The 21,231-nt window shown below is 61.1% G+C and carries 15 protein-coding genes; all 15 read left to right on the forward strand.

Features of this window, described 5'->3' with window-relative positions; translation table 11 throughout:
* The first annotated feature begins 913 nt into the window (after positions 1 to 913).
* The gene (locus IBT47_RS20285; protein ID WP_200562574.1) at positions 914 to 2,131 is read left to right on the forward strand and encodes a nitrate regulatory protein; all 1,218 of its coding nucleotides are present in this window, start codon (positions 914 to 916) and stop codon (positions 2,129 to 2,131) included.
* A 280-nt stretch (positions 2,132 to 2,411) separates the two neighbouring features.
* On the forward strand, positions 2,412 to 3,674 hold the full coding sequence (locus tag IBT47_RS20290; protein ID WP_200562577.1) for a CmpA/NrtA family ABC transporter substrate-binding protein: 1,263 nt from the start codon (positions 2,412 to 2,414) through the stop codon (positions 3,672 to 3,674).
* Positions 3,675 to 3,686: 12 nt separating this feature from the next.
* A complete protein-coding gene (gene ntrB / locus IBT47_RS20295; RefSeq protein WP_200562579.1) occupies positions 3,687 to 4,601 on the forward strand; it encodes a nitrate ABC transporter permease in 915 nt (304 codons plus the stop codon).
* Between the two features lie 9 nt (positions 4,602 to 4,610).
* Positions 4,611 to 5,408: an ABC transporter ATP-binding protein gene (locus IBT47_RS20300; protein WP_200562581.1), complete on the forward strand. Its 798-nt coding sequence runs from the start codon at positions 4,611 to 4,613 to the stop codon at positions 5,406 to 5,408.
* Positions 5,409 to 5,430: 22 nt separating this feature from the next.
* Complete coding sequence (nirB, locus tag IBT47_RS20305; protein ID WP_200562583.1) at positions 5,431 to 9,681, forward strand: nitrite reductase large subunit NirB; 4,251 nt, start codon at positions 5,431 to 5,433, stop codon at positions 9,679 to 9,681.
* Entirely contained in the window at positions 9,678 to 12,347 is a 2,670-nt protein-coding gene (locus tag IBT47_RS20310) for a nitrate reductase (protein WP_200562587.1), read from the forward strand. The genes nirB and IBT47_RS20310 overlap by 4 nt, the downstream gene beginning before the upstream one ends.
* A gap of 23 nt (positions 12,348 to 12,370) precedes the next feature.
* A complete protein-coding gene (gene cobA / locus IBT47_RS20315; protein WP_370569928.1) occupies positions 12,371 to 13,219 on the forward strand; it encodes a uroporphyrinogen-III C-methyltransferase in 849 nt (282 codons plus the stop codon).
* Between the two features lie 362 nt (positions 13,220 to 13,581).
* Positions 13,582 to 14,265, forward strand: a complete 684-nt coding sequence (locus tag IBT47_RS20320) for a response regulator transcription factor (protein WP_105594307.1) — start codon at positions 13,582 to 13,584, stop codon at positions 14,263 to 14,265.
* A 2-nt stretch (positions 14,266 to 14,267) separates the two neighbouring features.
* A complete protein-coding gene (locus IBT47_RS20325) occupies positions 14,268 to 15,731 on the forward strand; it encodes a HAMP domain-containing sensor histidine kinase (protein ID WP_347710566.1) in 1,464 nt (487 codons plus the stop codon).
* Positions 15,732 to 16,090: 359 nt separating this feature from the next.
* Complete coding sequence (locus tag IBT47_RS20330) at positions 16,091 to 16,294, forward strand: Flp family type IVb pilin (RefSeq protein WP_105594308.1); 204 nt, start codon at positions 16,091 to 16,093, stop codon at positions 16,292 to 16,294.
* The gene (locus IBT47_RS20335; protein WP_105594309.1) at positions 16,294 to 16,851 is read left to right on the forward strand and encodes a prepilin peptidase; all 558 of its coding nucleotides are present in this window, start codon (positions 16,294 to 16,296) and stop codon (positions 16,849 to 16,851) included. The genes IBT47_RS20330 and IBT47_RS20335 overlap by 1 nt, the downstream gene beginning before the upstream one ends.
* A gap of 32 nt (positions 16,852 to 16,883) precedes the next feature.
* Complete coding sequence (gene cpaB / locus IBT47_RS20340) at positions 16,884 to 17,789, forward strand: Flp pilus assembly protein CpaB (protein ID WP_200562591.1); 906 nt, start codon at positions 16,884 to 16,886, stop codon at positions 17,787 to 17,789.
* A gap of 62 nt (positions 17,790 to 17,851) precedes the next feature.
* Positions 17,852 to 19,318, forward strand: coding sequence for a type II and III secretion system protein family protein (locus IBT47_RS20345; protein ID WP_200562593.1), 1,467 nt, complete (start codon positions 17,852 to 17,854; stop codon positions 19,316 to 19,318).
* 12 nt (positions 19,319 to 19,330) lie between these two features.
* Entirely contained in the window at positions 19,331 to 19,996 is a 666-nt protein-coding gene (locus tag IBT47_RS20350; protein ID WP_200562595.1) for a CpaD family pilus assembly lipoprotein, read from the forward strand.
* Between the two features lie 15 nt (positions 19,997 to 20,011).
* Positions 20,012 to 21,220: a hypothetical protein gene (locus IBT47_RS20355; RefSeq protein ID WP_105594313.1), complete on the forward strand. Its 1,209-nt coding sequence runs from the start codon at positions 20,012 to 20,014 to the stop codon at positions 21,218 to 21,220.
* Positions 21,221 to 21,231 lie beyond the last annotated feature (11 nt).

The following is a 21,231-nucleotide window of genomic DNA, read 5'->3' on the forward strand; positions in this document are numbered from 1 at the left end:
GGCAGCGTCCCTGCTGCCTTCTCCTGGCGTAATGCCTCCACCTCGGCGCTGCGGATTACCCGCCAGCCCCCGAGGCAGCCCCTCTTTCTTGCATTGTGCGGGCTGTTAGAAACTGCCAGACCGCTGAAACACTGAGTTTCTATATAGCTACACGCCCACAAAAACACCGAACTTCTATAAGGCAATAGGAAGAACTACACCCGGTTTTCCTTATAGACAACGCTTAAGTAAAAATCAGACTGGTTGCAGCCCCGATCGGGCAATCCGCAGCGCTGAACGGAGCGAGGAAGCCAGGATTCACCCGCTGGACACGGGTGAAAGTCAGAGCCGGGCCATGGACGGCCCGTCTCTGGCGGCCCGGCCGGCTGACGAACGTAGTGAGGGTCCCGCGCAGCGGCGTGAGGACCGCCCGAGCGGGGCTGCAACCAGTCGGCTGGAACACAGAACTTCTATTGAGCTACATGTTCACAAAAACACCGAACTTCTGTAAGACAGAACAAATAACTGCATCAGATTTTGCCCGCAGACAACGCTTAAGCCAAAAGCAGACTGGTTGCTCCTCCGGTCGGGCAATCCACAGCGCTGAACGAAGCGAGGAAGCCAGGATTCACCCGCATGGACGCGGGGGAAAGTCAGAGCCGGGCCATGGACGGCCCGGCTCTGGCGGTCCGACAGGCTGACGACCGTAGTGAAGGCACCGCGCAGCGGCGCGAGGACCGCCCGACCGGAGGAGCAACCAGTCAGCTGAAACACAGAATTTCTATTGAGCAACTCGAACGGGGGAGCAACCAGTCGGCTGAAACACCGAGTGTCTATCGAGCAGTCTAACCAGCATTTCAGGAAACCCACGTATCCTTCCCCGGCACGCTTCTTGCTTAATCACCTGCATCACCATGACCTGTCAGGCCCGCCTATGCCACTCTCCGCACTCAGCTTCGTCCTTGCATCAAAAAAAAGCGAAATCACCTGCCTACAGCAGCTACTGGAAATGGGCAGACTGGTCGGCGCGGTCAGCCAGCTGATCCACGTCCTGCAACGCGAACGCGGCACGGCCAACATCTTTTTATGCTCCCACGGCGAACTCTGGGCAGAACAGCTCAGCGAACGGGCGCTACAGGTGCAGCTGGCGGAACGGGCGGTGGACGATCGACTACAAACGCTCGATCTCAGCGGGCAAAGCATGACGAATGCGCCGCGCCTGTTCAGCCGCATTGCCGCCGTACTCCACAGCCTCAGCACGCTACCGCTACTGCGCCGCCAGATTCAGGCACAGGAGATCGGCCAGCCGGAGGCCATGCGCCAGTTTAACGACGTGATCCGTACCCATCTGGCACTGATATTCGAAGCGGCCGATATCTCCGGCGATCCGCCCATCTCGCGGGCGCTGCTGGCGATGTTCAGCTTTATGCAGGGGAAAGAGCTGGCGGGGCAGGAGCGCGCGACGGGCGCTGCGGGATTCGCCGCACGGCGCTTCGACGAAGCGGCACAGCAGCACTCGTTGGATCTGATTGAAGGCCAGGAACGCTGTTTGCAAACCTTCAGCGAATTCGCCGACGCCCGCTGCCTGGCGCTGTGGCAGCAGCAGCTTAACGCCGACAGCAGCGAGTTTGAACGCCTTCGCCGTATTGCCTGCACCCGTGCAACACCGGCAGATAACGGCGGTGACACCGCGCTGCGCTGGTTTGAGGTCACCACGGCGCGCATCGACGGCATGAAAGGGGTGGAGGATCTTCTGGAAGATGTGTTGATGGCCTGCTGCCGTCAGCGGATCGATGACGCGCAGGCGTCGCTGGCGATGCAGCAGCAGGACATCGGCGAGATCCCTCCGCATGAACCGCACTATTCGGCGCTGATCCCGCCGCAGCTCAGCCGTTCGGTGCTGGAACTGGTTGAGCAGCAGTCCCGCCAGCTACAGGCGATGGATACCGAGCTGGCCGGGTTACGCGCCACGCTGGCCGAACGCAAACTGGTGGAGCGAGCCAAAGGGTTGCTGATGCAGCATCACGGCATGACCGAACCGCAGGCACATAAAATCCTGCGCGATATGGCGATGAACCAGAACCGTAAGCTGTCGGACGTCGCCGAAGCGATGCTCGCCATGTCGGCGGTGTTGGGTAAAAAGAGCAACTAATACTAAAGGAGTAGTTGCACTATTGGTGTGCCATTGCGCTGTGCAACGCGTGCCGCTGCGGTGCAGTGAAACCCCAGGTGTGGACAGATAATGAGCTAACCGACTGATTTTTCGATGAGCCATGAAGTTGGCATACAAGCTGCATTGTTATTAACCATAACGACTAAGCCAACGGCGGTTTAGTCAGAGTTACGGATAAAGGCGTCCGTCAGCGTTCAGGAAACTGAGCGCTGACAGGACGCTTTTTTTTGCTCATTTTTCAACATTACAGGAAGCCGCAATGACGCAAGACGACAAAAAAATGCCCGCGCAGTTCTCCCGCCGCCGCTTTATCGCCGGGAGTGCGGCGCTGGGCGGCAGCCTGCTGGTGCCGGGCCTGATGAACAGCGTCTGGGCGGCCGGTTCCGATGCGCCTGAGAAGAAAGCGATCCGCGTCGGCTTTATCCCGCTGACCGACTGTTCCTCGGTGGTGATGGCGGCGGTGAAGAAGTTTGACGAGAAGTACGGCATCAAAATCATTCCCAGCAAGGAGTCGAGCTGGGCATCGGTGCGCGACAAGCTGGTTTCCGGCGAACTGGACGCCGCGCACGTGCTGTACGGGCTGGTGTACGGCCTGCAGCTGGGCGTCTCCGGCCCGCAGCATGATATGGCGATGCTGATGACGCTGAACAATAACGGCCAGGCGATCACCCTGTCGAATCAGTTGAAGCAGGCGGGCGTCAGCGATGCCGCCTCGCTGAAGAAGGTGGTCGATGCCAGCGCCAAAGGCACCTACACCTTTGCGCAAACCTTCCCGACCGGCACCCACGCCATGTGGCTCTATTACTGGCTGGCGAATGCCGGTATCCACCCGTTTAACGACGTGCGCAACGTGGTGGTGCCGCCGCCGCAGATGGTGGTGAACATGAAAATCGGCAACATGAGCGGCTTTTGCGTGGGCGAACCGTGGAATCAGCGCGCCATTCAGGACGATATCGGCTTCACCGCCGTCACCACGCAGGAGATCTGGCCGGATCACCCGGAAAAAATTCTCGGCACCACCGCATCCTGGGTTGATGCCAATCCGAATGCCGCCCGCGCGCTGACCGCTGCGGTGCTGGACGCCTCGCGCTGGATTGACACCTCGGACGCCAATCGCATTGAAACCGCCCAGGTAGTAGCGGCTCGCGCGTACATCAACACCCCGGTGGAAACCATCCAGGGGCGGATGCTTGGCGACTATCAGAACGGGCTGGGCAAAACGTGGCAGGACGCCCACGCCATGCGCTTCTTCAACGACGGCGCGGTCAACTACCCGTACCTCTCCGACGGCATGTGGTTCCTCACTCAGCACAGGCGCTGGGGGCTGCTAGACCATGACCCGGACTATCTGGCGGTGGCGAAAAAAATTAACCGCACCGATATCTACAAACAGGCGGCCAGCGCGGTCGGCGGCATCAACCTGCCGTCCAGTGAGATGCGCAGCAGCACGCTGATCGACGGGAAAGTCTGGGACGGCAGTAACCCTGCCGACTACGCCAACAGTTTTGCTATGAAACGCTAAGAGAGGTCGCCGATGTCCGCCAATGTTAAAACCAAAACCGTCGAGCCGCTCGAAGCGACGAGCGCAGAAATTGTTTCCATAAATCCGGCCGCGCTGCATGCGGCACCACCGGTAACTGCGGTGAAAGCGCCGTCCGCCATATCGCTGCGAGTGATGCTGCGCGGAGCACTGCAAAAAGCCCTTCCGGCAGTGCTGGGGGCGATAGTGCTGATTGCGATCTGGCAGATTGCCGCCATCGGCAGCAAAGGATTTCCCACCCCGTTGAAAACCTGGGAAGCGGCGAAGGTGATTTTCGCCGATCCGTTTTACGTCGCCGGGCCTAACGACATGGGCATCGGCTGGAACGTGTTGGCCTCGTTGAAGCGTGTGGCGATGGGCTTCGGGCTGGCGGCGCTGATCGGCATTCCCGCCGGTTTCCTGATCGGCCGTTTCAGCTTTATCGCCAGCATGCTTAACCCGATTATTTCGCTGCTGCGTCCGGTCAGCCCGCTGGCGTGGCTGCCGATTGGCCTGCTGCTGTTCCAGCGTGCCGAACCGGCCTCGGCGTGGACCATCTTTATCTGCTCGATCTGGCCGATGATCCTCAACACCGCCGAAGGGGTAACGCGTATTCCGCAGGACTACCTCAACGTGGCGCGGGTGCTCAAGCTTAGCGAATTCACCGTGATGCGCAAAATCCTGTTCCCCGCCGTGCTGCCCTACATCCTTACCGGCGTGCGCCTGTCGATTGGCATTGCGTGGCTGGTGATCGTCGCCGCCGAAATGCTGACCGGCGGCGTCGGCATCGGCTTCTGGATCTGGAACGAGTGGAACAACCTCAACGTGGAAAACATCATCATCGCCATCCTGCTGATTGGGGCGGTGGGCATGGTGCTTGAGCAGGGGCTGATGGCCATTGCTCGCCGCTTCAGTTACGACAACCGTTAGGAGCCTGAGATGAAAAACGACAAAGCCATTATCCGCGTGCAGAACGTCAGCCAGAGCTTCCCAACGGCCAAAGGTCCGTTCCTGGCGCTGGACAACGTCAGCTTCGATATCGCGCAGGGCGAAACGGTCAGCCTGATCGGCCACTCCGGCTGCGGTAAATCCACGCTGCTGAATCTGATCGCCGGGCTGAGCCGCCCGACCGAAGGGGTGCTGCTGTGCGATAACCAGGAAATTACCGGCCCCGGACCGGAGCGCGGGGTGGTGTTCCAGAACCATTCGCTGCTGCCGTGGCTGACCAGTTTTGACAACGTGGCGCTGGCGGTCAATCAGGTGTTCAGCGGCTCGATGAGCAAAAGCGAAATGCACGACTGGATTAACCACAACCTCGAACTGGTGCATATGGCGCACGCCGCTGACAAACGTCCGGGTGAGATTTCCGGCGGTATGAAGCAGCGGGTGGGCATCGCCCGCGCGCTGGCGATGAAGCCGAAAGTGCTGCTGATGGATGAGCCTTTCGGCGCGCTCGATGCGCTGACCCGCGCTCACCTGCAGGATGCGGTAATGGAGATCCAGGCACGGCTGAACACCACCATCGTGCTCATCACCCACGATGTTGATGAAGCCGTACTGCTTTCCGACCGGGTGATGATGATGACCAACGGACCGGCGGCAAAAGTGGGTGAAGTGCTGCAGGTTGAGCTGGCGCGGCCACGCTCGCGGCTGGCGCTGGCAAACGATCCGCTGTTCCATCAGTACCGTCAGCAGGTGCTGCAGTTCCTGTATGAAAAACACCGGGCGGTGGCCTGATTTATCAGGCGGGATACGCGCAATGAAGAAACTCACCCTGATCGTAGTCGGTAACGGTATGGCGGGCGCGCGGCTGGTGGAGCGGCTGTGCGAACGCGCACCGGGGCGCTTCCGCATCCTGATCGTTGGCGAGGAGCAGCAGCCCGCCTATAACCGCATCCAGCTGACCCCGGTGCTGTCCGGTGAGAAATGCTTTGACGACATCATCACCCACGACGCGCCGTGGTATGCGGCGCACGGCGTGACGCTTATCGCCGGTGCGCCGGTCACGGCAATCGACCGCGATGCGCGGCAGGTCAGCATCGGCGACCGGACGCTGGACTATGACCATCTGGTGCTGGCTACCGGCTCGCGGGCGTTTATGCCGCCGCTGCCGGGCGACGATCTGCCCGGCATCCACGGCTTTCGCGATATGCGGGATGTGGAAAACATTCTCAGCAATGGGGTTGTCGGGCAGCCTGCGGTGGTGATTGGCGGCGGCGTGCTGGGCGTGGAGGCCGCCGCCGCGCTGGCGCTGCGCGGAATGCAGGTCAGCCTGCTGCACCGTGGCCCGCATCTGATGGATGCCCAGCTGGATGCACATACCGCTGAGCTGCTGCGCCTCAACCTGGCGCAACGCGGCATCACCTCCGTGTTACAGGCGCAGACCGCGGCTTATCTCGCTGACCACTCCGGCTGCGTAAAGGCGGTGGCGCTGCGTGACGGTCGTGAAATCCCGGCGCGGCGCGTGGTGGTGGCCGCCGGGGTACTTCCCGAGCTCGCCCTGGCGCGGTCTGCCGGGCTGGCCTGCGATCGCGGCATTCTGGTCAACGATCGGCTGTACACCTCCGACCCCGATATTTCTGCCATCGGCGAATGCTGCCAGCAGGGGCAGCTGACCGTCGGGCTGGTTGCGCCGTGCTGGCAGCAGGCCGACGCGCTGGCCGCCCGTTTACTGGCTGATCCCAGCGCCGACTCTATCGCAGCCCCCATCGCTGACCCCATCGCCGACCCCATTCCCGACGCCGTCAGCCCGACGCTGGCGGTGCGCCTGAAGGTGACCGGCATCGATCTGTTCTGCGCCGGTGAGCTGCACGGTGGCGAGAACGCACAGATCCACACCGCGTCCGATCCGTTCGACGGCCATTACCGCCGCCTGCTGCTGCGCGATAACCGGCTGGCCGGCGTGGTGCTGTGGGGTGACATCAGCGACGGCCCGGACTATCTGTCCCGCATCAACCAGACCTCTTTTCCGCAGACGCTACCGAGCGTCTTCAGCCCCGGCGATGCGCCTGCCGATTCCGGCCCGTCGCCCGTTAAATCAGAACAGTTGCCCGTTGAGGCAACGAGGAGCAAAGCAATGTCGAAACCCGTATTAGTGATGGCCGGACACGGCATGGTCGGCCACCATTTCCTGCAGCAGCTGGTGGAGCGCGAGCTGCATCTGCACTATCAGGTGATTGTGTTTGCGGAAGAGAAAGCCCCGGCCTATGACAGGGTACATCTCTCCGAGTATTTCTCCGGCCGCAGCGCGGAATCGCTGTCAATGGTGGAAGATGGCTTCTTTGAGTCGAGCGGGATTGAGCTGCGGCTGGGCCACTGCATCGGCCATATCGACACCCGCCACCGTTTTGTTGTTGATCATCAGGGCCGGCAGACCGCATACGATGTGCTGGTGCTGGCCACCGGTTCCTATCCGTTTGTACCGCCGATCCCCGGGAACGATGCGCCGGGCTGCCTGGTGTACCGCACGCTGGACGATCTGGCAGCGATCCAGGCCTGTGCCGCCAAGGGGAAAACCGGCGTGGTGGTCGGCGGCGGCCTGCTGGGGCTGGAAGCGGCCAATGCGCTGAAGCACCTCGGCCTGCAAACCCACGTGGTAGAGTTCGCGCCCCGGCTGATGGGCGTGCAGCTGGACGAAGGCGGGGCGGCGATGCTGCGGCGCAAAATTGAAGCGCTGGACGTGCAGGTGCATACCGGGAAAGAAACCCGCGCCATCGTCGCAGGGGAAACCGGTGGCTATCGCATGGAGTTCGCCGACGGCGGCCATCTGGATACCGATCTGGTGCTGTTCTCCGCCGGTATCCGCCCGCGGGATCAGCTGGCAAGAGAGTGCGGTCTGGAGGTCGGGCCACGCGGCGGGATTGTGATTAACGATAGCTGTCGCACCTCCGATCCGGCGATTTTTGCCATCGGCGAATGCGCGCTGTGGAACGGGCAGATTTTCGGCCTGGTCGCACCCGGCTACCAGATGGCGCGTACCCTGGCCGATACGCTGGCCGGGAGTGAAGTTGCCTTTAAGGGCGCGGATATGAGTACCAAACTCAAGCTGCTGGGCGTAGAAGTGGCCTCGGTGGGCGACGCCCATGGTCGCACGCCGGGCAGTCAGAGCTACAGCTGGGTAGACGGCCCAGGTGAAGTGTATAAAAAAATCGTGGTGTCAGAGGACAAAAAGCGTCTGCTTGGCGCGGTGCTGGTCGGCGACAGCAGTGAATACAGCACGCTGCTGCAAATGATGCTCAACGACATGCCGCTGCCCGCCAGCCCGGAAATGCTGATTCTGCCTGCCAGTTCCGGCGCGGCACCGCAGTCGCTGGGCGTGGCGGCGCTGCCCGACGGTGCGCAAATCTGTTCCTGCCACAACGTCAGCAAATCGGATATCTGTGACGCGGTGAAGGGCGGCTGCGGTGATATGGCGGCGGTTAAAGCCTGCACCAAAGCGGCAACCGGCTGCGGCGGCTGCGCGGCGCTGACCAAACAGGTGATGGAGTTTGCGCTGACCGAAATGGGCGTGGAGGTGAAAAAGGACATCTGCGAGCACTTTGCTTTTTCGCGGCAGGAAATCTATCACCTGGTGCGTGCGGGCAATATTCGCAGCTTTGAAGAGCTGATCCACAAGCACGGACAGGGCAGCGGCTGCGAAATCTGCAAGCCGCTGGCCGGATCGATCCTCGCCTCCTGCTGGAACGACTACCTGCTCAAGCCGCAGCATCTGCCATTGCAGGACACTAACGACCGCTACTTTGCCAACATCCAGAAGGACGGCACCTATTCGGTGGTGCCGCGTATTCCGGCCGGTGAAATCACCCCGGACGGGCTGATTGCCATCGGTCAGGTGGCTAAACGCTACAACCTTTACACCAAAATCACCGGCGGGCAGCGGTTGGATCTGTTCGGCGCGCGGCTGGAACAGCTGCCGGAAATCTGGCAGCAGCTGGTGGACGCCGGGTTTGAAACCGGCCATGCCTACGGCAAATCGCTGCGCACGGTGAAATCCTGCGTGGGCTCCAACTGGTGCCGCTACGGCGTGCAGGACTCTACCGGTCTGGCCCTGCGGCTGGAGAACCGCTACAAGGGGCTGCGTTCACCGCACAAAATCAAAATGGCCGTTTCCGGCTGCACCCGCGAATGTGCCGAAGCGCAGAGCAAGGATGTCGGGGTGATCGCCACCGAAAAGGGCTGGAACCTGTACGTCTGCGGCAACGGCGGCATGAAGCCGCGTCACGCCGATTTGCTGGCGCAGGATATGAGCACTGACGATCTGATCCGCACCGTGGATCGCTTCCTGATGTTCTACGTGCGGACCGCCGACCGGCTGCAGCGCACCAGCACCTGGATGGACAATCTGGAGGGCGGTCTGGACTACCTGCGCCAGGTGGTGCTGGAAGACAGCCTGCACATCGGGGCAGAGCTGGAAAGCGAGATGGATGCGGTGGTCGGCACCTACCAGTGCGAGTGGCAAACCACGCTGGCCGAGCCGGATCGGCTGGCGCTGTTCCGTCCGTTTGTTAACAGCGCCGAACCGGATGAAGCGGTGGTGATGGTTACCGAACGCCAGCAGATCCGTCCGGCAACCTCGCAGGAGCGCGCAGAGCATCCTGCAAGCGTGGTGGCTCCGACGGTGAGTGCAGTACAGGGCTGGGTGGATCTTTGCGATGTGCAGGCGATCCCGGCCAATGCGGGGATGGCAGCGCGGCTGGCCAACCGGCAGATTGCGCTGTTCCACCTGCCGACGCATCCGCAGCAGGTTTTTGCCCTGAGCAATCACGAGCCGGACAGCGATGCCAATGTGCTGTCGCGCGGGCTGCTGGGCGATGTGAAAGGGGAGCCGGTGGTGATTTCACCGCTCTACAAGCAGCGTTTCCGCCTGCAGGACGGTCGCAGCGTGGATGACGGCCAGCTGGCGCTCAGCGTCTGGCCGGTTAAGGTGGAAAACGGCCGCGTCTGGGTGCAGGAACAGCCGGTCGCGGCGGCGGTGAAAACGGCGGAAATCATAGCGACGGTCAGCTTATGAAATCGACGCCAGCAGCACCGACGCTAACCACCTGCGCCTACTGCGGCGTTGGGTGCGGCGTCAGCATGCAGCCGCAGGGCGATGCGTTCAGCGCCAGCGGGATAAAAACCCATCCGGCCAACCTCGGGCGGCTGTGCGTGAAGGGCAGCGCGCTGGGGGAAACGCTGGGCTTGCAGGGGCGGCTGCTACAGCCGGAGATCGATCGCCAGCCGGTCAGCTGGGCGCAGGCGCTGGGCGCGGTAGCGGAGCGGCTGCGGGCGATTATCAGTGAATACGGTCCGCAGTCGGTAGCGTTTTACGGCTCCGGCCAGCTGCTGACCGAGGATTACTACGTTGCCAATGAGCTGATGAAGGGCTTTATCGGCGCGGGAAATATGGATACCAATTCGCGGCTGTGCATGGCCTCCGCCGTGGTGGGCTATAAGCGTGCGTTCGGTGCCGATGCGGTGCCGTGCCGCTATCAGGACCTGGAACAGGCCGACTGCGTGCTGTTAACCGGTTCGAACACCGCGTGGGCGCATCCGGTGGTCTACCAGCGGCTGGCGCAGGCCAAAAAAGATCGACCGGAGATGCGGATTATCGTGATCGATCCGCGCCAGACCGCCACCTGTGACATCGCCGATATGCATCTGGCGCTGCGCCCCGGCAGCGACGCCGCGCTGTTCTGCGGCGTATTAAATGCAATGGCGGAGTGCGGCAGGCTGGATAGTGATTTTCTCCAGCTGCACACGCTGGGGGCAGCAGAAACGCTGCGGGCGGCGAGTGAATGGACGCTGGCGCGCACGGCAGAATTCTGCGGCCTGGCGGAGGAACAGCTGCGGACCTTTTACCGGCTGATCGGCGGCAGTGAACGACTGGTGACGCTCTATTCGATGGGCATCAACCAGTCCAGCTCCGGGGTGGACAAATGCAACGCCATCATTAATCTGCATCTGGCCACCGGGCAGATCGGGCGCGAGGGCTGCGGGCCGTTTTCGATAACCGGTCAGCCAAATGCGATGGGCGGGCGCGAAGTCGGCGGACTGGCGAATCAGCTGGCCTGCCATATGGGGTTTACGCCGGAGGATATCAGCCGGGTAGGGCGCTTCTGGGGCAGCGATAGCGTCAGCCAATCCGCCGGACTGAACGCGGTAGATCTGTTCCGGGCGGTGGAAGAAGGGCGGATCAAAGCGGTCTGGATTATGGGCACCAATCCGCTGGTATCGCTGCCGGATGCAGACCGGGTGCGGGCCGGGCTGGCGCGCTGCCCGCTGGTGATTGTTTCCGATATTATGCGCGACACCGATACCACCCGCGCTGCCCATATCTGCCTGCCCGCGCTGGGCTGGGGTGAAAAAAACGGCACGGTGACCAACTCCGAGCGCTGTATTTCGCGCCAGCGGGCTTTTTTGCCTGCTCCCGGTGAGGCAAAACCGGACTGGTGGATCCTCAGTCAGGTGGCGCAGCGGCTGGGGTTTACCGACGCCTTCGCGTATCAGCATCCGGCGGAGATCTTTCGTGAACACGCGGCGCTCTCCGGCTTTGAGAATCAGGGTTCGCGGGCGTTTGATATCAGCGGCCTGGCGCAGTTGTCGAATGCGGAGTGGGACGGGTTGCAGCCGATACAGTGGCCGGTCAACGCGTCTAATCCGCAGGGCACGGCGCGGCTGTTTACCGACAAACGTTTTTACCATCCCGACGGTAAAGCCCGAATGATCGCCGTGACGCCGCGCCTGCCGCTCAACGCACCGAGCGGAGCATATCCGCTGGTGATGAATACCGGACGGGTGCGCGACCAGTGGCATACGATGACCCGCACCGGCAAGTCGGCGCGGCTGATGCAGCACCTCAGCGAACCGTTTTGCCAGTTTCATCCCGATGATGCGCAGCAGATCCGCACCGGCGATCTGCTGCGCGTGTCCTCGTCGCACGGCTGGCTGCTGCTGCGCGCGCAGCCGGACCCGCTGCAACCGCGCGGCAGCGTATTTGTGCCGATGCACTGGAACAGTAACTTCAGCCAGCAGGCGCGGGTGGATGCGCTGATTGAGGCGCACGTCGATCCGCTCTCCGGGCAGCCGGAAAGCAAACATATGCCGGTCAGCCTGCGCCGCTGGCGCGCCGCGTGGCAGGCGGAACTGTTTGTACGCGGCGAAAATAACGTGCCGCCGCTGACGCCGTACTGGAGCCGGATTACCCAGCCGGAGGTTAGCCACTTTACCCTCGCGGATTCGTCACGGCCGACGGACTGGCTGGCGTGGGTGAACGAGCAGTACCCCTCCGCTGGCCTGATTTACCAGACCGCCGATCTGGGCGACGACGGTTTCAGCCTGCTGGCCTGGTGCGAGGGGGAACTACAGCTGGCGTTTTACGCCCGCCGCAGGGCACCGGCCGTGGACCGTCAGGCGGTAGTGGCGGCCTTCAGTGCACCGCCGAAAACCGCACCGCAGCGGCTGGCGCTGCTGGCCGGGCGCGCCGGAGGCGATAAAGCGCCGACCGGTGCCATCATCTGTAGCTGCTTTTCCGTCGGTGAAATCCCGATTGCGGATGCCGTACGCCAGGGCTGCCGCAGCGTGCAGCAGCTGGGTGACGCACTCAAATGTGGCACCAACTGCGGCTCCTGCATTCCCGAACTCAAAAAAATCATTGCCGCTCAGCTCAGTACGCTGACGGCGGGAGAGGTCAAATGAACACACTTCAACAGGCGTTACGGATGCAGCAGATGGCAACGATTCTGGCGGTGGGCGATCGGCAGCAGCCGGTGCGCGCTGGCGAAGTCTGGCTGGTTGGCGCGGGGCCGGGCGACGCTGAGCTGCTGACTCTCAAGGCGCTGCGGGCGATCCAGCAGGCGGACGTGGTGGTGTTTGACCGGCTGGTCTCCCCACCGGTGATGGCGCTGATCCCCGATGAAGCGCTGCGCATTGACGTCGGTAAATCGATGCGCGATCACACTCTCGGCCAGGATGAGATTAACCAGCTGCTGGTTGATCTGGCGCTGAGAGGTCACCGCGTGGTGCGGCTGAAAGGCGGCGATCCCTTTGTGTTTGGTCGCGGCGGCGAGGAAATGGCGCACTGCCAGCGGCACGGCGTGCCGTGCCATATCGTGCCCGGTATTACGGCGGCGATGGGCTGCGCGGCCGCCAGCGGCATTCCCTTAACCCACCGCGATCTGGCGCAGTCGGTGCGCTTTGTCACCGGGCACGGCGCGCAGGGCGAGCCGGACGTTGACTGGGCGGCGCTGGCCTCGGCACGGCAGACGCTGGTGTTTTACATGGGCATTACCCACAGCGACCACATCAGCCAGCAGCTGGTGGCGCACGGACTGCCTGCGAGTACGCCGGTGGCGGTGATCGAACGCGGCACTCAGCCGGAACAGCGGGTACTGACCGCCACGCTGGATTCCCTGGCGCACATCATCGCCCGTGAAAAGGTTAAAACGCCTGCACTGTTAATCGTCGGCGAGGTGGTGAAAATGTACCGGGGCGATATCGCCCTCGGCGGCAGCGCGAATAAGTCCTGCGCTGAAAACCAGAGCGAACGCGCCGCCCTCACGGTGAGTTAAAGCCGGGCGACGGTGAACCGCGCTTTTGCCCTCAGCGCAGCGGCTGCCGGGGGCCAGCCATAATTCCAACGCGCCAGCATTAAATTTCGTTAAGGTTCCGGCGTGCCTCATCACGCCGTTCGCCTGTAACCCTTGCCCGCCGGGGCTTACACCCTGAATCCTTCTTTGTGCAAACGCTTACACAAACATTGCAAATATCTTGTAATCAAATGATAATGATTGTTATTATCTGTTAGAGTATTTAGTCGGTTGTTACCGGCCGCCTCCCTTCCTGTGTAGCAAAGTAATAACTGATTTATATTAATAACAAGTACCTGCATTCAGCGGGCGGGCTGAAAGAAAGTGCAGTTCAGGGGAATTTTATGCGCGTTTTAGTGGTTGATGATGATTCCACGCTTTGCCAGTGGCTGAGTGAGAAATTACACGCCCACGGACACTCCTGTCGTCTGGTTCACGACGGCGCGTTAGCGCTGGAAGCTATCGAACAGGAAGTCTATGACGTGGTTCTGCTGGACCGAATGCTGCCCGGAATGGACGGCTTCAGCGTCCTGCGTGCGCTTCAGGGCCGCCAGCATCCGCCGGTAATGCTGCTGTCGGCGCTCGATCGCGATATCGATCGGGTGATGGGCCTGGAACTGGGGGCCGAAGATTATATGGGCAAGCCGTTCAATATGAACGAACTGCGCCTGCGGCTGGATATTATCGTTGGCCGTGACAAGCGCCGCAGCGAGCACAGCCAGGTGCTGACGTTTGCCGATCTGAAAGTCGACTGCCTGCAGCGATCGGCCTGGCGCGGCGGCAAGCGCATTGAACTGACCGATAAAGAGATCAAGCTGCTGATGCTGCTGATGGAGCATCCCGGCAAAGTGCTCAGCCGCACGCTGCTGCTTGAGCGGGTCTGGGGCTATCAGTTCGATCCGCAAACCAACCTGATTGACGTACACCTGTCCAAGCTGCGTGCCAAGATCGATAAGGGCTTCTCGCTGCCGCTGATCCGTACTCTGCGTTCGGTGGGGTATTGCCTTGGTGAAGTTGAGAAGAGGTAGGGGTGTCGTCCGTTAACAATCTGCGCGAGCACGGCCTGCGCCTGCGTCTTTTCCGACGCCGGGCGCTGATGAAGCTGCATCAGTGGCAGGCCATTCTTGCCAACTACGATCCGGCGTTTCTGTCGACCTCCAACTTTCGTCAGGCCATTACCATCGCCTATCTGTTTATGATGATGATGCTTGGCTGTATCGTTGGTGTGAGTGTGCTAAGTGAATCACTGTTACGTACCCACGTGCATGATATTATCACCAACGATATCTACAGCTATTCCGCTAAATCACGCTTGAAAACCAGCGAAAGCCTGGTGGATTTTTTGCGCCAGGAGCGCGACGAGCAGAGCGGCGAGCTGCCGATGGTAATGGTTCTGGCCGCCGACGGGGCGCTGATTTATCACAACGCCCCGGTGACGCCCGCGCGCGGCCACTGTGGCATGGATATTGAATGTCTGAAAGGTCTGCTCGGCGTGGCGGGCAGCAACCAGGTTATCGCACTGGCGGTAAGACTGGACGATGGTGCCACCTTCTTCCGCGCGTATAATATCGTGCCGATGATGGAGCGGCTGAGGACCATCCCGCTGGTAGCGGGGGCCGGGGTGTTTATTCTGCTGATGTGCTGCCTGCTGGTCAGCAGCCGCTTCAGTCAGCGTAACCTCAACAGCGTGCGGCAAATCCGCGAGGCGCTGCGCCGCTACAGCACCGGCGAGCAGCACGTGAGGATGCCTGTCTCACCGTGGGGCAACGATTTCGACGGACTGTGCACCGATATTAACCAGAATCTGGAGCGTATCGATCGGCTGATGAATCAGGTGCGTAGCACCGCCGGGCATGTGGCGCACGAGCTGCGGACGCCGTTGACGCATTTGCAGAATCGTCTGTTCAGCCTGGGCGAGCGCGACGATCTCAGCGGCAGCGTGCGGCGAGAGATCGACGCGGCGACCACCGAAGTGCAGGATGTGCTGGCGCTGTTCCGCAACGTGATGCGTATTGGTGAAATCGAAAGCGGCCGCTGCGTGCACCAGTTTGAACAGTTCAGCGCGCAGGATCTGCTGAACGATTTAGCCGAGTATTATCAGCCGCTGGCAGAAGAGAAGCAGTGCCTGCTGGCGGTTGAACTGAAAGCCTCGATGCCGCTGTTTGGCGATCGGGCGCTGGTGTTCCAGGCGATGGCGAATCTGATTGAGAACTCGCTGAAGTACGCCGCCGAACGCGGACGGATCACTCTCAGCGTACAGCTGCATCGCGGCTGGCTGGCGCTGGTGGTGGCGGATCTGGGCCCGGGTATTGCACCGGACCTGTATCCGCGGGCGACGGAGCGCTTTGAACGACTGGGGCAGGACGGAACGCACAGTGGTTTTGGGCTCGGACTTTCGCTGGTAAAAGCGATTGCCGAATTACATCATGGTAAACTCTATTTTGGATCTGCCGATCCTGGGCTGGTGGTCTATTTGTGTCTTAATCGCAGCTAGTGAAGGATATCTCCAGGAAAGTCTTAGTATTAATCTGGCTATATTTATGCCATTTGTTCTTTGTGTAATATTATTTACCATTAAGAATTATTAATTCTCCCTCTACGCGCAGGGAATTATTCCCTGCGCGAATCCCCTGCAAAATATAATCCCTTCACGTAGTCCGGTTTTATTTTTCCGAGCAACGTTTCTCACCGCGAAAATTACGGTTATTCAGACAAGAAAATAGCGAAAATTAACGTATCTTAATCTTCGGCATCTTGTTGTTCGTGAGAATAAGTCTCATTATTGACGCCTCTGGTTGTGCTTCTGCCGTGCGCGGAAGGCAACGCAATAACCTGAAAGAGAGTAGCGGAATAATGAAACAGTTAAGTGCAAAACTGCGTGCCTTTTTCCATGACGAAAGCGGCGTAACAGCCATTGAATACGGCATTCTGGCAGCGGCGATGGCGGCAGCGATTGCGGCCATCTTCGGCGATGACGGTATCTTTGTGAAGGCGCTGAACGACAAGTTTACTCAGATTGCCGATCAGATCACCGGCTCCGGCACCACCACTAAATAATGGCGATACAGTCAGGCGTACAGATTGCCTGGTATGTCCTGCTGGTTGTTGGTTTGCTGTGGTGTGTGTTTAGCGACCTGCTGCAGCGGCGCATTCCCAACCGCGCCGTGCTGCTGCTGTTACTGGGCTTTCTGGCGCTTTGCGCGCTGGCGGCTGAAGGAATAGCCGGTCCGCTACCGCGCATTTCCGGGACCCTGCTTCAGGCGTTACCCGGTGCCGGTCTGGTGTTTGTCATTGGTTTCGCGATGTTTTTGACCGGCCGTCTGGGTGCCGGAGATGTGAAACTGATGAGCGTGCTCTGCCTCTGGGTTGGCTATGGGCATCAAACCCGGTTTGTGATGATCACCGCGATTGCAGGTGGGGTACTGGCGCTGGCGCTGCCGCTGCTGAATACCTTAACCACCGGTATTGCGTTGTTTATTGAACGGTTGAACAGCAACTTACGGATAAATATTACACCGCCGCCGGTATTACCCGATGAATTATCACGGGGTATTCCCTACGGAATTGCCATTGCATTTGGTGCGGCTTATATCCTTATTTGGCCTCAGTTCTGAATAAAAGAATCTGAACCGGTAAATATAAAAAAATGAAAATTAATTCAACGGTATTATTAGCCGGGGCGCTAATTGCTGCCGGTGTGGTCGCGTTGGTCGTCCGCAGCCAGCTCTCTGCACCGGTTGCTAAACAGGCGGCAAAGGCTCCAGTGGAAAAAACCGCAGTATTAGTCGCCGCGCGCGATCTCTCTCCGGGTGATTTTATCGATCCCTCTGCCCTACGCTGGGAAGAAACGGCGGAGTCCGTTTCCCGCTCGTTTTATTTCGTCAGCGGTAAAGACTCAGAAAATAAACTGTTCGGCGCCACGCTGCGCGAACGTATTCCGGCAGGCACCCGCCTCAGCAGCAATATGCTGGTTCGTCCAAACGAACCTGGATTTGTCGCCGCCGTGCTGCATCCGGGTATGCGTGCCATCTCTATCCCGACCAGCGCCGTCGCCAGCAACTCCGGTCTGGTTTCCGCCGGTGACCGCGTGGATGTGATCCTCAGCCTGCGCCGCGACGAACAGCCAGAACTGGCTCCCACCGCCGATAAACCCGTTGTCGTACCCATGCTGGCCGCCCAGACCGTGGCGCGCAATCTGCGGGTACTGGCGATGAACAGCCAGACCGACACCGACGTGCGTCCGCGCCAGGACGTTGACGGCGACGCGACGGGTAAAAATGCCCCGGCGCGCCCGCGCAATCCGGTCTATCAAACCGTGACCGTGGAAGCCACGCCGCAGCAGGCGGAGGTGCTTGCCGTAGCCAAAGAGGTCGGTTTGCTACAGCTGGCGCTGCGCAGTCCGGTTGAGGTCGTGGATGATGCGGATGAAGGATTGACGCCCGTTACTCGCCTGGCCGATACCACCAGCATTTACGGCGGTTCACAGGGCAATGTGAAGGTGAAAACGTTCCGGGCCGATAAGCAGGACGTGCAGCAGTTCCCGGCAAGATGACAGCGTGCTGCCGCAGGTTGCGGCAGCACGGATGAGATAATCCCAGTCACGGATATTCCTAAATGAAGATGAAACCTACCGACTTTTGCCGCCGCCCGGCTGGCAAACGATTGCTGACGGCCGTCAGCTGGGTGTTAGCCACCCTGGTACTGCCAGCGGCTGCGGTCACCCAGATTGACGCCACCAGCGAGATCCACCTGAACGTTCACCAGGGGCGCATGCTGCAGCTGGATGAAGTCCCGGACAGCGTGCTGGTTGCCGACCCGGAAATCGCCAGCTTTGAGCTGCCATCCCCGGGCAATGTGTTTGTCTATGCCAAAACCGTCGGCACCACCACGCTGTATGCGATGGATGCCGACGGCCAGGTGATCAGCGCGATTCGCCTGGTAGCCGAGCACGACCTGGCGGCGCTGAAAGAGCGTCTGCGCCGTGAGTTCCCGGATGCACAGATCCAGCTGGAAGCCTCGGTGCCGAGCGGCGTGATCGTGCGCGGCAGCGTGGAAACTCCGCAGGATGCCAAGAAAGTTATCGACAGCGTGCAGGCATGGATCGGTTCTTCCGGCGGCGCGGGTGGATCGGGTGGCGGTAGCGGTGGCGGACAAGGCGGCGGAGCCGGTGGTGGTTCTGGCGGCGGTGGCGGTTCAGGCAACGCTCAGCCTGGCTCCAGCACCACGTCACCCAACGTAGTGAACCAGCTGAAGGTGCGTACCCCTTCACAGATCAACATTCGCGTTCGCGTGGTGGAAGTCTCCCGCAAGCTGACCCACGAACTGGGCTTTAACTGGGATGCCTCGCTGAATCGCGGCGGCAACAGCTTCGGCTTCGGCAGCGGTGCGTTGACCGACTTCTTCAGCGCCACCAGCAACACCTTCACCCGTGAAGGCGGCAGCGGCATGCTGGGCTACAGCAGCACCGGCAGCGACGGTTCGCTGAGCACGCTGCTCTCGGCGATGAACTCGCAGGGCCTGGCCTCGGTGCTTGCCGAGCCGAACCTGACGGCGATGTCCGGTGAAACCGCCGCGTTTGCCGCCGGTGGTGAGGTGCCGATTGTTCTGGTCACCGGCAACAGCATCAGCATCGACTACAAATCCTACGGCGTGATCCTGCGCATGACGCCAACCCTGCTGTCGGGCAACCGCATCAGTCTGCATATTGCACCGGAAGTCAGCGAGCTGACTTCGGTCGGTTCGGTTCAGCTGGAAGGGGGGTCCACCATTCCTGCACTGACCGTGCGCCGTGCCGACACCACCGTCGAGCTGGCCAGCGGACAGAGTTTTGCCCTGGCAGGCATGTTGCGCAGCAGCAACAGCCAGACGGTAGACGGCGTGCCGGGTCTGTCATCTATTCCGGTGGTGGGCCGCATGTTTGAGAAAGAGTCAACCAGCAGCGAAGAAACCGAACTGGTGATCATCGCCACCGCCTACGTGGTTGCCCCGGTAAGCGCCGGTCAGCTGCAAACCCCGGGCAGCGGCGTGAAGATGATCGATGCCGTAACTCCTGAATTCGGTGCCGCTGGCTACCTCTACTGACAGGCGATAAACATGAAAAATTATTCTTTATTTACCCTGCGCCTGAGCGGTATTGCGCTGCTGATGACCACGCTGGCCGCGTGCAGCGACCGCGATATCAGCGCCGAACGCATGGAGCGTTTCAATCAGCCGGATCTGGCGGCGGTGAAGGTGAAGCCGTCCTCGCTGGCGGTCAATCTTCAGGTCGATCGTAACGGCCAGGGGCTGACCCCGGAATCGCTGGCGGCGGTTAATCAGCTGCTGAAACAGCAGGGCAGGCTGGAAAAACAGACCCTGACGCTGACCCCGTGGACCCCACGCGGCGAACAGCTGGCGAATCGTCTGGCGAACGCCTTACAGAATGCCGGTGCCGACAAGCGCCACATACGGGTGATGGGCCGCGTGCCGTCCGCCGGGCGCGGTGGCGATCTGCAACTGCAGTCGCAGGCGCTGGCGGTGACCAACACCCGCTGTCAGATCAACGATCCCAACCTGCTGATGGTCAAGCCGTATGAGGCCGTGGGCTACCTCGGCTGTGCCAACCAGAGCAACCTGGCGCAGATGGTGGCGGACCCGCGCGATCTGATCCAGGCGCGCAGCCTGGATGATGCCGACGGCGTGGTGATCGTCAACAGCATCGAACGCTACCAGCAGAACGAGGTGAAAGACCTCATCGACATTAACTTCGACGAAGATTAACGGAAGGTTAAGCGTATGAGCGAGGCAACGAATTCCGCCCAGCAGGAAGGCGAAGAGTGGGGCACCGGACTGGTGGCGTTTATCCAGGGCAGCGGGCCGCAGAGCCAGCTGCGTGAAGATCTGGCGCGGCTGAAGCGCAGCGATGCGCAGGTGCTGGCCGGTGGCCTGAGCGCCGCCGCGCAGTGGTGCGAAGTGAATCTGCCGCCGCAGGTGCTGCTGGTGGATCTGGACGGCGAAGCCTGGCCGCTGCCAGCGCTGGAAAGCCTGATGGCGATGTGCGGCCCGCAGACGCGGATTATCGCGCTCGGACAGGGGCAGGATATTGGTCTGTACCGCGCGCTGTTGCAGCTGGGTGTGACCGAGTATCTGGTGAAACCCTGCACCCTCGATCTGCTCTCCGCCACGCTGGCGAAATGCGACGGCCAGCAGTCCGGCCCGGAATATGCCCGCACCGGGCGCACCGTGGCGGTTGTCGGTGCCAGCGGCGGCGTGGGCACCAGCACTGTTGCTGCCGGGCTGGCACAGCTGATGTCCGGCGAACGGCATCTGCCGGTGGCGCTGGTGGACTTCGACCGCCGCCACGGCGATCAGCTGCTGCTACAGGGCGTAAGCGAGAGCGGTGGCCTGTCGGCGGTGCTGGAAAGCAGCCAGCTGGATACCCGTCTTCTCCAGCGCGCGATGTTGCAGGTGGACACCCGTCTGCACCTGCTGGCGCAAAAACCGGATTTAGGCCCGCTGAGCGAACCGGATGCCGACGCGGTGCTGCACCTCGGCGGCAGCCTGTGCCGCATGTTCAATCAGGTGGTGTGGGATCTGCCCGGCTCGTTCCCGAACGGCGCGCTGGATGTGATCTGCTGTGCTGACCTGCGCATTATCGTCACCGAACTGACGGTGCAGGACGCGCGCAACGTTAAGCGCATCATCCAGGCCATCGGCGACGAGAGCGAAGGGCAGCGGCTGATGCTGGTGCATAACCAGAGCCACTATGCCGCCGCCGCACCGCTGACCCGCGCGCAGTTTGAAGCGCTGGTTGGCCGTCCGCTGGACCTTGTGCTGCCGCATGCCGGTGTTGGACTCGGGCAGAGCCTGAGCCTGGGGGCGCTGGATCTGGCCGCCAGCGGTCCATTCCGCCAGGCGATGCGCCAGCTGGTGGATCTCGCCTGCGGGCAGCGTCTGCAGCCGGTGAAAAAGAACTGGCTGAACGGCCTGCTTAAGCGCGCCTGAGCGAACTAACG

It is taken from the genome of Erwinia sp. S43 (genome assembly GCF_016624745.1).
Classification (GTDB): domain Bacteria; phylum Pseudomonadota; class Gammaproteobacteria; order Enterobacterales; family Enterobacteriaceae; genus Erwinia; species Erwinia coffeiphila.